Here is a 16,357-nt window from a genome sequence, read left to right on the forward strand (position 1 = left end):
TTTACAAGTTCTTAGCTATACATAATGTCACACATTAGTACTTTAGGCTTAACATGGACAACCCTAAGCGTTCAACGCTAAAAAAGCTAGCTGCAATAGGTTTAACAGCTGGTGCAATAACACATGCGCCTTATGTTTTTGCCCGAAAAAAAGTCACATTAAGAGTGCTTGGTACGCATGTAACACTCCAAGAGGCTATCCGCAAGCAAGCGATGAGTGACTTGGGTATTAATATAGAATTTACTCCCGCAGGCAGCGCTGCTGTTTTGCAAAAGGCATCAATGGACCCTAGCTCCTTTGATTTATACGAACAATGGTCAGACAGCATTAATGTGCTTTGGGATGCAGGTTCCATTCAGCCAATAGAAAAAAAACGACTCACCTACTTTAACGAGATAAATCCACTTACTAAAACGGGAAAACTAACCGAAACTGCAAGTATTGGTGCAGGTGATTCCCCCTATAAATTATTAAATGTTCAACCCGATGGCACATTAAGCGCACAAGAAAGCGATCATCTTAGCTTTTTACCTTATGTGCATAATGTTGACTCTTTTGGTTACAACACCGACTTTATTAAGCCCGGTATAGCATACGAAACAGAAAGCTGGAGTTGGCTGCTTGATGACGAGAACAGAGGTAAAGTAGCTATTGTAAATGCGCCTACCATTGGATTATTTGACCTAGCCCTAGCAGCACAAAGTAAAGGGCTTATAAAATTTAACAATATAGGTGCAATGACCCGCCCAGAACTTGATAGATTGTTTAGTATATTACTCGACTTTAAACGCCAAGGTCACTTTAGTGGCTATTGGAACTCGGTTCCTGAGTCGATTGAATTTATGAAAAGTAAACGAGCCCATATAGAAAGCATGTTTTCGCCTGCAGTTTCTGCATTAAACAGCCAAAATATTAATGTACGATTTGCCGCGCCAAAAGAAGGCTACCGAGGCTGGCATGGTGTTATGTGTTTATCGTCACAAATACAAAGTAGCGCAAAAGATGCAGCTTACGATTATATGAATTGGTGGCTTTCAGGCTGGCCTGGTGCATTTATTGCTCGCCAAGGTTATTACATTAGTAACCCGCAGCGCTCTAAACTACTCCTATCTCAGTCTGAATGGGATTACTGGTACGGTGGAAAAGCAACAAACATAGATTTATTAAATACCAATGGCGACGTAGCAGTAAAAGCAGGTGGGCAACGTAATGGCGGTAGTTACCATAAACGCTTTAGTAATGTAGCAGTGTGGAATACAGTTATGCCAACCTATGACTACAGCCTGCAAAAATGGTATGAGTTGATTAGCCGATAATGATAATAAACTCAATTAAATCAAAAATAATATTAGCTCTGTGTTCGCTGATTGGATTACTTCTTTTACAGAGCTATTTGTTTAACTATTCGCAAACGTCTTTACTTAACTTGCAAAAATCGCAACATAACGCGCTTATTCAAAGTGAAGCTGTAACTAACTTAGAAAACGATATTATTTCCCTGCAAGGGCATGCAGTTTCATTTATTGACAATGCAAATGAAAATACGATTACCAAATTTAATTTTTACTTAAATAAGGCAAATCTAAATCTCGAGCAGCTAAAAACAAACACTCAAAACCAGACCCCTGAGTATCAAAACTCACTAATACGCCTTGGCGAGTATTTAAGTAATTACCAAGATACATTTGGCCAAGTTGTCGTAAACAGACAAAAACGCGAACACCTTTACATTACTCAGTTCAAACAACCTATTGATGACTTACAAGTAACAATTAGTGATTTAGAAGGGTCTTCAAACAATGATAATAAAGTTATTTTTAACGATGTTTTACTCACAATAAGTAATTTAAAACATGCAATTATAAGCTACCTCTATAAACCTAATTTTGATGAAGCACAAAATGTAAAACAAAACTTAAATCACTTACATAAAAAACTAACGAGCACCTCTGTAATAAATGAATCCCTCTCCAATAAAACAACAAGCTTAAAACAAGCTTATAACCAACTTGTATTACTCACCCGTAGCTACACTTTTTCTGTAAATGTAGTGCTTACAGGCATAGAAAACGAATTGCTGTATTTAACTAATGAAATTAAAAACATAGAAAAAAATAAACTAATCAAAACAGAAGAGCTACTAAGTAGCCACTTAACAAAAAATACAGAACAGGCAAATATATTTGCCGTTTTAATTATGTTAATCATTTTATTTTTAAGCTATTTTATTTTTAGATCGGTTATAAAACCAATTACTCAGCTCACTTTATTACTTAAAGATATGAATAGCGAAAAGCCAGTAACTATTTCAAATAACAGCCAAAATCAAACTGAAATAGCATCGGTAATAAAAGCAGCTAACGCTTTATATTTAAAAAATAAGCAAACCAAAGAGCTACTCAATGAAACCCGCGTATTAAATTCCCAAATGGAAGCAATGAATGCCGACCTGACGAGTGCCATGGAGCAAACCGATAAAGCCAATAAAACAAAAATAGATTTTGTAGCCAATATGAGTCATGAACTTCGCACCCCAATGAATGGCATATTAGGTATGTTGCAACTTTTACAAAGTAGCGAGCTTCCCTCAAGGCAAAAACACTACGCAGATAAAGCTTTTTCAAGTGCTCAAAATTTATTGCAGATTTTAAACAATATTCTGGATTTTTCTAAGCTAGAATCGGAAAAAGTTCAGTTAGAGCAAATCCCTTTTACCTTACATACTATAGTTTCTAACGTTCAAAATTTATTCTCAACAAATGCCAAGCAAAAAGGTTTGTTATTAAACTTTACTTTACACGTTGATGCAGGGCTTGAACTTATTGGCGACCCAATGCACTTAAGCCAAATAATAAATAACTGTGTAGGTAACGCAATTAAGTTTACTGAGCATGGTGAAATATCATTAATTATAGAAGCGACATCTCAACACGAAAAAACAATAAACCTTCGCTTTAGTATAAAAGACACGGGTATTGGGATGACTGAAGAGCAATCAAAAATTATATTCCAGTCTTTCTCGCAAGGTGATTCAAGCACAACAAGAAAGTATGGTGGGACCGGTTTAGGACTCACTATAAGCAAACAATTAACTAAATTGCTGGGCGGAGATATACAAGTAAGGAGCACAATTAATCAAGGTAGCGAGTTTTTCTTTACTCTACCCTTTACTTTATCTGAGCAACAAAAGCTTAAAAAACACGCCTTATTAATTAGCCCTGATAATGAGCAAATTAAAAAATTAATGGACTTACTAAGTGGTATAGACATAACGACAGAAACAACAAAAGAACCATTAAGAGCCATTGCAAAAATGTCTCAGCCTAGTAGCCCATTTAGTATTGTAATAATGTCGATAGAAAAAAAAGAGCTCAACGATAACTTTATTTTACAACAACTGTACGCTCAAAATAAAAACGTTAATGAAAAATTGACACTTATTTTATTAATTACCGATGAAGAGTCTCCAGAACCAATTGCAAAAAATGAAAATATAAACATTATAATTATTGGTAATAAAAATAGTGAAGTAGAAATTTTAAGAGCACTCGCACCAAATAATTTTAAAGAAAAGCAATTAAAGCCCCATCCTAAATTCTCGGGTTTTAATGCATTAGTTGTTGACGACAATAAAATTAATCAAGAAATAGCTTCCGCTCTTTTAGCCAGATTAGATATGACCGTGATCATTGCTGATAATGGACATGATGCATTAGATAAAATAGAGACAAATGACATCGATATTATTTTTATGGATGTTCAAATGCCAGTTATGGACGGACTAGAAGCAACAAGCATATTAAGAGAGCGAGGCTACAAAACTCCTATAATTGCTATTACGGCAGCCGCAGACCCTAATGATAAAAAAGCAGCATTTAGAGCCGGTATGGATGACTTTTTAGTAAAACCGATTATTTTTGATGCACTTTACAAAAGTATAGAAAAGCATCTGCAAAGTAGTGAACCTCTGAGCACTATAAACCTGCCATTAGCAAAAGAAAACCTAGAAAACAATGACAAATTGTTAACTAAATTATTTACTCAGTTTGTCAACGATTACAATGACTTTTCGACTAAAGCTGATATATTAATCAAAAATAGAGAGTTAGAAAGCTTAATTCGACTAGTACATACACTCAAAGGACTGGCCGGCACATTAGGCTTTGAGCTACTGCAACAAAGCGCGCAAAGTGTTGAGAAAAGCTTAATAGATAAGAAAAGTATTAACTTATCTCATTTTAATGAACAATTAACACTTACACTTTTTGCTGTAAAACAATTTTTGATAGCTGACAGCTTTAAAAAAGAACATATACAGCAACATCAACTAGAAAACGAAGACTCGGTTATTGATAATATATACTCATTAGCATTAACGGCTCGCCCCGTACCTAGCAGTTTGGTTAGACAGCTAGAAATGAATCAATATGAGAGAGGCCACTCCCTATTTAAGCTCAAAGAAGCAATTGATCATTTTAACTACGCGTTAGTAATTGAGCTTATTGATATGTATAGAAACGATAATAAAAATTAGGCATAACCACTAACCTGAACTAGATTTAATATTGTAAAGAACGCAGAGAAGGACAGATAGTGCATTCAAATTACCTCGCAAACAGTAATGGATTAACCACAGAACAAAAGCATAAACCTTTAATTCTTATTGTTGATGACGAACCTAGTAATTTACACGTATTAGTAGAAGGACTTTTAACTGACTACGATGTACGTATTTCTACTAGTGGTGAGCAGGCTTTGATCTTTATTGAGTCAACTCGGCCTGACTTGATTTTATTAGACATAATGATGCCAGGCATGGACGGCTACGAAGTATGTAACATACTCAAAGCGAAACAAAATACCAAAGGGATCCCTGTCATATTTGTAACAGCGCTTACCGAGGAAGAGTCTGAAGAAAAAGGCTTCGCGATGGGCGCAATTGACTACATACACAAACCTTACAAGCTAGCGCTCGTTAGAGCACGCATTCGCACTCATATTACCGCTCAAGGCATGCTAGATAGGCTTATAGAAAAAAACTTTGACCTGCACGACAAGCTACTCGAAATAGAGTCTCTTGCGAAAGAGCTTAGCCAGCGAGAAGAAGAATTAAAAGAACTCTCATCAAAACAAAAATTATTTTATCAAGCCCTAACGGGAACCGCTGATGGTGTTGTTATTGCCGATAGTAATGGCAAAATTATAGCCGTAAACCCTTCATTTTGCCGTATAACCGGTTACTGTGAATCAGACTCACTGCAAATGCAGTTGCACGATATTAAACAAAACAACCACCCTAGTATTAGCTTTGACCAAGTATGGGAACATGCGAATCAAGCAGGCTATTGGAGTGGTGAGCTTGTAACCAGACGAAAAAATGGCGAACTTTATCCAGAGCTACTAACTCTCAGTTTGGTTAAAGGCGATCAAGATACTAACGTGCACTATATTGGTGTATTTAGTGATATTTCGAGCGTTAAAGTAACCCAAGAAAGAATTGACTACCTAACATGGCACGATGACCTTACAGGTTTACCAAACCGAAATGGTTTTTTAAAGCAGTTAGAGCAGCAACTTCAGGTTTGCAGTACCGAAAATAGTTATGCCTATATCTATATTATTGACATAGACAGCTTCCACTCAATCAATGATGGATTAGGATTACTCGCTGGCGATAACATATTAAAAGAATTAACTAAACGAATCCATACTCACGTGAGTAAAAAAGATGTTATTGCTCGCTTAGGTAGTGATGAATTTGCAGTACTATGTACAGTTGAAAAAGGTGTGGGCAGAGCTAGAGCTCAAGCTATGGCTGAAAATAAAGCCCAAGAGCTACTTGCAAGTGTAAACCATCCATTTGTCGTTGCTGAACAAGACGTTAGCTTAACAGTAAGTATAGGCACCTATATTTTTCCACGAGAAGATCAATGGGAAAGTGCTATTGAGACTATTCGTAACTGTGAAGCGGCCTGTTACAAGGCAAAAGAGAAAGGCGGCAATAGAGTTACCTTTTTTGATACTTCATTTGGCGAGCAAGCAAAACGCCGTTTTGAAATAGAACAAGATTTACGTAAAGCTATTTTAAATAATGAGCTATCGCTATATTTACAATCCCAATTTGATCGAAACCAAACTCTTAAGGGCGCTGAGGTTTTATTAAGATGGGAGCACCCTCAAAAAGGCTTTATTAGCCCTGGTGAGTTTATATCTATAGCCGAAGAGTCAGACATAATTTATGATTTAGATTGCTGGGTAACTTCAAATGCACTTGAAATACTAACGCAACTTGGTAAAACCCACCCTGAGTTAAACTTATCAATTAATATAAGTGGCAGGCACTTTCATGAAGCGCGTTTTTTAAACTTTATTAGCCAACAGATAAAGCAACATAACATTAATCCTCAACAACTCACTATTGAGATAATTGAAGGTACGTTACTTAATCATATGGAAGCGGCTATTGAAGCTGTTCACTTTCTCAAGAAGCTAGGTATTAGAGTATCAATTGATGACTTTGGTACTGGATATTCGAGCTTAACCTACCTAAAACAATTACCAATACAAGAACTTAAAATTGATCGTTCTTTTGTTTTAGAGGCTCCTACCGATAACAACGATAAACTAATTATTGATATGATTGTAAGCTTAGGTCGTTTATTTGAACTCGAGATAGTTGCTGAAGGCGTAGAGAACCAGTCCCACTTTGATTTACTACAGGAGTATCCTGAGGTTATTCTGCAAGGCTATTATTTGCATAGACCAGAACCTGCAAGTGATTGGTTAAAAAAGTTAAAGTAACTGTAGCGTGATTTATAAACTAAAAAGCCGAGCATAAATATGCTCGGCTTTTTATGGACTTAATTTTTGCGGTTACTCGCGAACTTGGCCAACTCCATTAACTAAATACTTTTCTGTCGTTAGTGACTCGAGGCCCATAGGACCGTATGCATGTAGCTTGGAAGTAGCTATTCCAATCTCTGCACCTAGGCCCAATTGTGAGCCATCAGAAAAACGAGACGATGCGTTAACCATTACTACAGAAGCATCAACACTACGTTGGAATAACTCTGCAGCAGCTTCATTTTTAGTACAAATTACTTCTGTATGGTTTGATCCAAACTGTGCAATGTGTTCAACCGCTGCCGTAAAGTTTGGAACAACGCGAATAGCGATTTCTAGGTCTAGATATTCTTCACCAAACTCGTTATCGGCTAACACAGTTGCGTTATCAAAGTATTTAGCTGCAAAGCTGTCAGCATTTATTTTTACACCTTCTTGGCGTAATACAACTGCACACAGATTTAAAAACTCATCTGCCACATCTTGATGCACAACTAAACCTTCTAGTGCATTACAAACACCGGTGCGCTGCGTTTTACCGTTAAGCAGTAAGTTAAGCGCAATTTCTAGGTCGGCATCTTTATCTACATATAGATGACAAACGCCTTTGTAATGCTGAATTACTGGGATCGTACTGTTTTCAGTAACAAAGTTAATTAAACCCTCGCCGCCGCGTGGAATGATTAAATCAATGCTTTCGCGTTGCTGCATCAGTTCCATTAACAGCGCACGGTCTGGATCTGGAATCACTGAAATAAGTGATACCGGTAAGTTGTGCTTCTCAAGTACGCGGTGCATTACACTTGCGATAGCTTGTGAACTTCTAAGTGCTTCTTTGCCGCCACGTAAAATTACGCCATTACCTGATTTAAAACATAATGCACCAGCGTCTGCTGTCACATTCGGGCGTGCTTCGTAAATCATACATACAACACCAAGAGGTACTCGCATTTTGCGAATTTTAATACCATTTGGGCGCTCAGTAATATCACGCAGTTGACCAACAGGATCATCAAGGCTTACGATTACTTCAATTCCTTCTGCCATTGCTTCAATACGCTCATCGTTTAACGTTAAGCGGTCGATCATTGAGGCTGCTAAGTTATTGTCGCGTGCTGCGCTTAAATCACTTTCATTTTCTTTTATTATAAATGCTTTTTGCTCTCTTAGTGCCGCTGCCATTTCAACTAATACTTGGTTTTTAGTCTCGGTATCGAGTAAAGCAAGTGTATGTGCAGCTTTAGCTGCCTGACGTGAAATGTCCGTAATTAAACTCATGACTTCTCCAATAATGCGATATGTTTTTCAGATATAACTGGTCCAATTGAATCCTGCATTTTTTCGCTGAATTCACTCTGTTCGTTGTCTGCAATAAAGTTTAACAAACAGCTACTATAATTTGCGGTCGCTTTAGCTAAACGCGTACCGTCTTCACTACGTACTAAAATGGTATCACCCACGGCAAATTCACCGTGAACTTCCATAATTTCGTCACCACGAATACATCCACTTTCACCTTCAAGAGATTCATCAAATGATCCATCAACAACAACTTCACCTTGCTCATTTGCTGTATGTGTCATCCAATGAATAGAGTCCTGCATCGGTTTTTCGTACGGTAAAAATACACTACCTGGGTTTTCTCCAGCTAGCAGTTTTGTAAATGTTTCTTCTTTAAAGCCATTTATAATATAAGTCGCTATACCATGTGACGTTGCTTTTTCTGCTGCTTCTATTTTAGTTTTCATACCACCAGTACCTACCGCACTTGTAGCACATCCTGCCATAGCATAAATAGATTCATCAATTGATTTTATTTCAGGCAGTAACACCGCATCATCATGTAAGTTAGGGTTTTTATCATATAGCCCATCAACGTCTGAGAATATTAATAAAGCATCGGCATCGGCAGCTGCTGCGACCATTGCTGATAAGTTATCGTTGTCCCCTACTCGTAAATCGTCGGTGGTTACTGCATCGTTTTCATTAATGATAGGAAGTACACCATGTTCAAGTAAAGTGAACACGGTTTCACGGATGCTCTGGTAACGCTCGCGGTCACGTAAATCGCCATGCGTTAATAATAGCTGCGCAGATGGAAAGTCAAAAAAGCGGTCCCACATGGCAATCATTTCTGTTTGACCTGCTGCCGCCATTGCTTTTTTCATTACCACAGAGCGTGGTTTGTCTGATGGGAATAAATGCGCGCCAGCCGCTACAGAACCCGATGATACTAAAATCACCTCGATTCCACGGGCACGACAACGAACAATGAACTGTGCGATGGTTAATATGTAACGCGAACGGCAGCCATCTTGATCTGGTGCAATTAATGCACTACCTACTTTTAGTACGATACGTCGCCAATTTAACTTTTGCATAAATGCTCAACTTTCCATTTTATCTGCGCTCACCTTAATTAGACGAGCTAAAACTAAGTAGCTAGGTTTAAAACATAGCTTCGAATTTGTCTTTCATTTAGGCAACACTTTTTTACACACACGCGAAAACCATATCTAAAACAATAAGCTTAGATTTAAGGTTAAGTATAAAGTAGCAACAACCCAATAATATCGAGCAGCACTAATCAAAAAATTTAAAAGTGTTGTTTATGCATCGCTGTAAAAAGCTGTGTGTGGCTTTTTTATTAACAACATACATAGAGCCTCTAAAGTCTGATACACCAACAGATAGGGTGAAGACCAAAGGACCGAGATTTAACCGCCACGATGGGGGTTAAACATTGAAAGTAATAGTTCAACTCAAACCTTTATTTACTTAAATAATTAAATAAACTTGTTTAGCAAAACCATACCAAGAGTTCGGCAAATGAAATTATATAGTGTTCGAATACTAGTAACACCACTAATTCATGATTATAAAGATTAAAAATGACGTTAAGATTAACAAATCACTTTTACTTCCAATAAACTTCATTAGATAACTAATTATTAGAACACGAAGCATATTACACTAAATACCCCTTAAAAATCAAGGTTAAAATTCGAGCGAAGCTAATTCCTCCTCGTTTGTGGTGTTAGATTGTTATTAAAATTCAACCAATTAAACAATTAATACAGCCTAAAATAAGGCGGCTTAACACGCGCAAAATAATTTAAGCCTACTAATCTTCTATAAGCAGCTAAAATTGATTAGTAATATTTGAATTTCCCGTGTATACCCCTGTATTAATAATTAACAAAAGTTATACTTTCTAAACAAACCGTCATAAATAAGGAATTCTTAATCTATGTCAGCAATTTACATAGCCGGTATCGCACTTTGCTCTGTGCTTGCCCAATGGGTCGCGTGGGCTTTTAGAGTGCCCGCTATTCTTTTCTTATTGCTTACTGGTCTTTTACTTGGGCCATTTAGTGGTGTTTTAGACCCTGATGCATTGTTAGGTGATTTACTGTTTCCAGTTGTATCACTAAGTGTTGCCATCATTTTATTTGAAGGATCCTTAACTCTGCATTTCAGAGAGCTAAAAGGAATCGGAAAAGTTGTAAGAAACCTTTGCTCCATCGGCATGCTTACTACCTGTATTATTATTAGCCTCAGCGCCTATTGGTTGCTTGAACTTAATTGGCGTGTAGCTGCGGTATTAGGTGCAGTGCTAGTTGTAACAGGCCCTACTGTTATAGCACCGCTATTAAACTCAATGCGCCCAACACAAGACATTGACCGCATACTTCGATGGGAAGGTATTGTAATAGACCCGATCGGCGCATTATTCGCTGTATTAGTATTTGAAGCCGTAATGCTGGTAGGCCAAGGCGAAGTATTTAGCCACACTATTATTGCTTTAGTTAAAACCCTAGGTGTTGGATTAAGTATTGGTGTTGCTGCTGGTTGGTTAACAACACTATTAATGCGCCGCGAGTGGCTACCATTTGAATTACATAAGTTTGGTATATTGGCATTAGTACTCATTAGTTTTTCTGTATCAAACTATTTAAGCCATGAATCAGGCCTATTAGCAGTGACTGTATTTGGTATTTGGCTTGCTAACCAAGACGATTTAGAAATAGATTCTGTACTTGAGTTCAAAGAAGACTTGTCGATGATATTAATATCAACGCTGTTTATTTTACTTGCAGCACGCTTACAGCTCTCTGATTTAATGATGCTCGACAGCGATGTATTTATATTTTTAGCTATCGTGCTTTTTGTTGCTCGGCCACTGTGTATTGCTATTTCGACCTTTGGTACTGACTTACCAATGAAGTCTCGTTTGGTACTTGCCTGGATAGCTCCACGCGGTATAGTCGCCGCAGCCGTTGGGTCAGTATTTGCGCTTAGCATGATGGAGTCTGGTGTTGCGGATGCTGAAAAAATGGTACCTCTTATATTTACAGTAATTATAATTACCGTTGTACTACAGAGCTTAACCGCCATTCCTGTCGCCAAGCTATTAGGTGTACGCCAGCCATCGCCAAATACAATATTAATTATTGGTGCAAATCATGTATCGCGTGCAATCGGCCGAGGCTTACAAGAGCAAAACATTCCGGTTCACCTGTCAGATCCTGCATGGGAAAACTGCAGAATGGCACGTATGGATGGTTTAGCTTGTTATTATGGTAACCCGCAATCAGAGCATGCTGAACGCTACTTACCTCTAACAACGATTCGTAGTGTATTAGCATTATCGCCAAATCGTCATCATAATGCGTTAGGTGTTCAATACTTTTCGCATTTACTTAATGAGAAAAATGTATTTTCGCTACGCTCATCAACGTCGCATGCAAAAGCAAATAAAGACAGCGCAACGTTTTTATCTAGACAAATACTGTTTGGAGACGAAGGCTCGTATGCACGTTTAAGCAGTATTATAGCTAAAGGCGGTAAGGTTAGTTCAACACGTATCTCGGATGAGTTTAGCTGGGAACAATACTTAGAAATGAACCCTGAGGCTATCCCTTTATTTATTCTCAAAGGTGATAAAGACAGTGATGACGATACACCAATTAAGCTAAGACCGTTTACAATCAACATGGAAAAACCGCCGCAAGAAGGCGAACGCGTTGTTGCATTACAGCCGCCTAAAATGTCAGTTTTAAAAGACCCGCAAACAAAGGCTAAAGAAGACAGTTAAATACTTTTACGGTCTGTAAAAACTAAAAAACCCTAACTTAAAAAGTTAGGGTTTTGTTTTTAAAAGCCATTAAATAGGAAGGCGAGCTCGAGCAACCACACTATCTGGCATTTTTTGCGCTAACTTAGTCAGCGCTCGCTCAATTTTTTTATGAGTCGCTTTATCTGCCACCATAGAATTAAATAGCCAACGATAGGCATCTTCAAAATCACGCGGGCTGCCATAGCCATCATTAAATAATTTAACTAAACGTAGTTGTGCTTTTAAATTGCCTTGCGACGAGGCTTCACGCAAATACGTAATTGCCATTGCTTTATCTTGCTGAACTAAGCGACCAGTGTCGTAGTATCGTCCCAATTGCTCTAGCGCTGCCGCTAAGCCTTGCTCAGCTGCTTTTCGCATGTAATACACACCTAAATCTACATTGCGATCAACGCACACGTTATAAGCCAGCATATCGCCGTATAAAAATTGATAAGACGGCAATGCCATTTTATTGGCTCGTGCTTCTATATCTTGCACCAACTGGCAATCATCTGCCTTTACGCGCGCTAAATGCGTATTTTTATTTATTAACGCAATTAGCTCTGATTCTGTATACAGCGGCACAGCAGCAGGGCTTTCTGTAGCTAAGCTGTTGGTTGCTATAAATAAAGACAGCGGTATTAACGAAAGCCTTAGTACGCAATTACGATTAAATAAACGCATGTTCACCACTTATATAAATAAACTTATTAAATAATATACAAAGATCGTTCCAAGGTGAATTTTAGACACAAAAAAAGCTGCACGGAGCAGCTTTTTTTAATCTAATGGTAATTACGCAAACGGATTGCGAAGCACCATAGTTTCTACACGGTCAGGACCTGTAGAAATAATATCAATTGGAACACCCGTAATTTCTTCAATACGTTTGATGTAGTCAATCGCAGCTTTTGGTAAACCGTCAAGACTAGTTACACCAACAGTGTTTTCTGACCAACCTGGCATTTCTTCGTATACTGGTGTTACTTTATCGTAACCTTCAGCCGCTAATGGTGTTACGTTAGTAACTGTGCCATCTTCAAGCTTGTAACCAGTACAGATTTTAAGTGTTTCTAAGCCATCTAAAACATCAAGCTTAGTTAAACAAAAACCTGAAATACTGTTGATTTGAACTGCACGGCGCATAGCCACTGCATCTAACCAACCAGTACGACGAAGTCGACCTGTTGTAGCGCCAAACTCATGGCCTTTATCACCTAGGTGCTTACCAACTGGATCTTGTTTATCAAGACCGTCGTAAAGCTCTGTAGGGAAAGGACCTGAACCAACACGTGTCGTGTACGCTTTAATAATACCTAAAACGTAATCAAGGTTTAATGGACCAAAACCTGCACCAGTCGCAACGCCACCAGCGGTAGTGTTTGAAGATGTTACATAAGGGTAAGTACCGTGATCTATATCAAGTAACGTACCTTGTGCACCTTCAAATAAAATGTTTTCGCCTGCTAAACGCGTTTGATCTAAAAGCTCAGTTACATCTACAACCATTGCTTTTAAGATATCAGCAACAGCCATTGCATCATCAAACGTTTTTTGGAAATCTACAGCATCTACTTTGTAGTAGTTAACTAAAGTGAAGTTGTGGTACTCAAGCACTTCTTTTAATTTAGCTGCAAATACTTCAGGATTAAATAAATCGCCTACGCGTAAACCACGACGTGCTACTTTATCTTCGTACGCAGGACCGATTCCACGGCCAGTTGTACCAATAGGCTTATCGCCACGAGCTGTTTCGCGGGCTACATCTAATGCAACATGGAAAGGCAAGATTAGCGGACATGCTTCACTTATTAAAAGACGCTCGCGTACTGGTACGCCGCGCTCTTCAAGCATGCCAATTTCTCTCATTAGCGCTTCTGGTGATAAAACTACACCATTACCAATCACACATTTAACATTGTCACGTAATACACCCGATGGAATAAGGTGTAGAACCGTCTTTTCACCTTCGATAACTAAAGTATGACCCGCATTGTGGCCACCTTGATAACGAACTACTAAAGATGCTTTGTCTGTAAGGAGATCAACTACCTTACCCTTTCCTTCGTCACCCCATTGGGTGCCTAATACAACAACGTTTTTACCCATCGTAAATTCACTTAGAGAAAATTAGGACGAGATTTTACCAGAAAACTAAAGTAAAGATCACCCCTGTTCAGCTTATTTTTTCTGCGGGCAATTGTTATATCCAAATATTGACCAATAACCACATAAATAACAGTGATTTAACGCACTAGTTTGTATTTAACAAAAAGCCCCGCAAATGCGAGGCTTTTTAACTTTTAAATAATTAACGTAAAGTCTATTGAGCTTTAGCGCCTTTCATATATTGGAAGAAGTCGCTATCTGGTGAAAGCACCATAACATCTTGCTTATCTTTAAAAGTCTTTTTGTAAGCTTCAAGTGAACGTACAAAACTAAAGAACTCAGGGTCTTTGTTATACGCATTAGCATAAATGCCTGCAGCATCAGCATCGCCTTGACCACGTACAGAACGTGCATTACGCTCAGCATCAGCAAGCATTACAGTTACTCGACGGTCAACTCCCGCACGAATAGTCTCTGCTTTTTCCTGACCTTCAGAACGGTGCTCTTTTGCAACCGCAGTACGCTCAGCGCGCATACGTTGGTAAATAGAGCTACTCACTTCTTGTGGTAAGTTGATTTGCTTAACACGTACGTCTAGTACTTCAATACCTAGCTCACGTGCACTTTCAGAAGCTTGTACTAACGCTTCTTCCATCAACTCGCTACGCTCACCTGATACAATTTCGCGAATTGTACGTGTACCAAAGTTTGTACGAAGACCATTGTTTACTTTTTGCTTAAGTAGCGTTTCAGCATATTGCTTATCGCCACGAGCACGTAAGTAAAAAGCACTAAAGTCATTAACTCGCCATTTTACAAACGAATCAACAATTAAGTCTTTTTTCTCGCTAGTAACAAAGCGATCTGGCGCACCATCTAGCGTTTGAATACGTGCATCAATACGACGTACTTGGCTAAAAAATGGTACTTTAAATTGTAGGCCTGGGCCATATACAATCGCTTTGTCGTCGCTATCTTTTTGTACTTTACTGAATAACATTACAATTGCTTTTTGCCCTTCAGGTACAACAAATACCGATGAGAAAGACATAACAATGGCAGCTAATAGTATTACTAAACTAAAGTTTTTCATTATGATTATCTCCCATCATTGAAGCGGTCGTTGTTAAAGCGGTCATTGCCACTATTAACAGAGCTATTGCGCGACGTATTAACTTTATTACGTAAGTCTTGAATATCACTTGAACTTGGAAGTGCAACTCGTGTTGCGGTTCCTTGCTTGTCCATGATTTTATCAAGAGGTAAATACATCATGTTATTGCCGCCTTTAACATCAACCAATATTTTAGAACTACTCCCTAACACTTCTTCCATTGCATCAATGTATAAGCGCTCACGAGTAACTTCTTTAGCTGCTTGATATTCAGGTAAAAGCTTTTCAAAGCGAGCTACCTCACCTTGTGCTTCCAATGTAATGCGCTCTTGATAACCTTCCGCTTCTTGAGTCATACGCGTTACTTGACCACGAGCACGCGGTTCAATTTCACGAGCATATGCTTCTGCTTCACGGATGAAACGTTCTTCATCTTCTTGTGCAGCAATTGCATCATCAAATGCATCTTTAACTTCAGTTGGTGGACGAGAGTCTTTAAAGTTCACGTCAGTAACAATTAAACCTAAGTTATATGGTTCGATAATCTTATTAAGCTCATCCCATGTATTTTGACGAACAACCTCACGGCCATTAGTTAATACTTGGTCCATTTTTGCATGGCCCACAACATAACGCAGGGCACTGTCTAGCGCTTCTTCTAAGCTACTATCAGCGTTAGTTACGCTAAATTCATAAAGGTATGGGTCAATAACCCTGTATTGCACCTGAAACTCAACGCTCACGACGTTTTCGTCTTCAGTAAGCATAAAACCAGAAGCCGATAATGAACGAACAGCTTCAATATCTACTGGGATTACCGTTTCGATGAAAGTCATTTTCCAACGCAAACCAGGATCAGCAATTCGGTCATATTTACCAAATTGTAGAACCACACCACGCTCGGCTTCTTTAACCGTATAAATACCACTTAACGCCCATACAATAACGGCGATAATAAGTATGAATGAAATACCGGCTCCGCCAAGTCCACCGCCGCTACCATTGCCGGATTTTTTCCCGCCAAATAAGCCGCTGAACTTGTTACTAAACTTGCGGAACACCTCGTCTAAATCAGGTGGGCCTTGATCACGTCCGCCTTTATTATTCCACGGATCTTTGTCATTGCCATTATTACCCGGTTCATTCCAGGCCATAGCTATACTCCATTG

At 38.5% G+C, this 16,357-nt stretch carries 10 protein-coding genes; 4 read left to right on the forward strand and 6 right to left on the reverse strand.

Translation table 11 applies throughout. The annotated features are described in order from the left end of the window. Nucleotides 1-53: 53 nt before the first annotated feature. From H5161_RS02105 to H5161_RS02115, 3 genes are read left to right on the forward strand one after another with little or no spacing between them, the layout of a single operon-like run. Complete coding sequence (locus H5161_RS02105; protein WP_182695517.1) at nt 54-1,316, forward strand: PotD/PotF family extracellular solute-binding protein; 1,263 nt, start codon at nt 54-56, stop codon at nt 1,314-1,316. Then, on the forward strand, nt 1,316-4,534 hold the full coding sequence (locus H5161_RS02110) for a response regulator (RefSeq protein ID WP_182768582.1): 3,219 nt from the start codon (nt 1,316-1,318) through the stop codon (nt 4,532-4,534). The genes H5161_RS02105 and H5161_RS02110 overlap by 1 nt, the downstream gene beginning before the upstream one ends. Nucleotides 4,535-4,593: 59 nt before the next feature. Further along, on the forward strand, nt 4,594-6,801 hold the full coding sequence (locus H5161_RS02115; RefSeq protein WP_182712018.1) for an EAL domain-containing protein: 2,208 nt from the start codon (nt 4,594-4,596) through the stop codon (nt 6,799-6,801). 72 nt (nt 6,802-6,873) lie between these two features. Here the strand turns inward: H5161_RS02115 and H5161_RS02120 are convergent, their stop codons facing one another. Then, the gene (locus tag H5161_RS02120; RefSeq protein WP_182737011.1) at nt 6,874-8,121 is read right to left on the reverse strand and encodes a glutamate-5-semialdehyde dehydrogenase; all 1,248 of its coding nucleotides are present in this window, start codon (nt 8,119-8,121) and stop codon (nt 6,874-6,876) included. Further along, a complete protein-coding gene (proB, locus tag H5161_RS02125) occupies nt 8,118-9,224 on the reverse strand; it encodes a glutamate 5-kinase (protein ID WP_002957876.1) in 1,107 nt (368 codons plus the stop codon). Before proB ends, H5161_RS02120 begins: the two co-directional genes overlap by 4 nt. An 869-nt stretch (nt 9,225-10,093) precedes the next feature. On the opposite strand from proB, the gene H5161_RS02130 reads away from it, so the two are divergent. Next, nucleotides 10,094-11,941: a sodium:proton antiporter gene (locus H5161_RS02130; protein ID WP_002957877.1), complete on the forward strand. Its 1,848-nt coding sequence runs from the start codon at nt 10,094-10,096 to the stop codon at nt 11,939-11,941. A 69-nt stretch (nt 11,942-12,010) separates the two neighbouring features. Here H5161_RS02130 and H5161_RS02135 read toward each other — a convergent pair whose 3' ends face one another. From H5161_RS02135 to hflK, 4 genes are all read right to left on the reverse strand, one after another. Next, a complete protein-coding gene (locus H5161_RS02135) occupies nt 12,011-12,649 on the reverse strand; it encodes a tetratricopeptide repeat protein (protein ID WP_182768584.1) in 639 nt (212 codons plus the stop codon). Between the two features lie 111 nt (nt 12,650-12,760). Next, on the reverse strand, nt 12,761-14,074 hold the full coding sequence (locus H5161_RS02140) for an adenylosuccinate synthase (RefSeq protein WP_024597266.1): 1,314 nt from the start codon (nt 14,072-14,074) through the stop codon (nt 12,761-12,763). 214 nt (nt 14,075-14,288) lie between these two features. After that, complete coding sequence (gene hflC / locus H5161_RS02145) at nt 14,289-15,167, reverse strand: protease modulator HflC (RefSeq protein WP_002957880.1); 879 nt, start codon at nt 15,165-15,167, stop codon at nt 14,289-14,291. A gap of 5 nt (nt 15,168-15,172) precedes the next feature. Continuing rightward, nucleotides 15,173-16,342 (reverse strand): FtsH protease activity modulator HflK, encoded by a 1,170-nt coding sequence (gene hflK, locus H5161_RS02150; protein ID WP_002957881.1) that lies wholly within the window; start codon nt 16,340-16,342, stop codon nt 15,173-15,175. Nucleotides 16,343-16,357: the final 15 nt, after the last annotated feature.

Source organism: Pseudoalteromonas sp. SG43-5 (genome assembly GCF_014164345.1).
Classification (GTDB): Bacteria; Pseudomonadota; Gammaproteobacteria; order Enterobacterales; family Alteromonadaceae; genus Pseudoalteromonas; species Pseudoalteromonas distincta.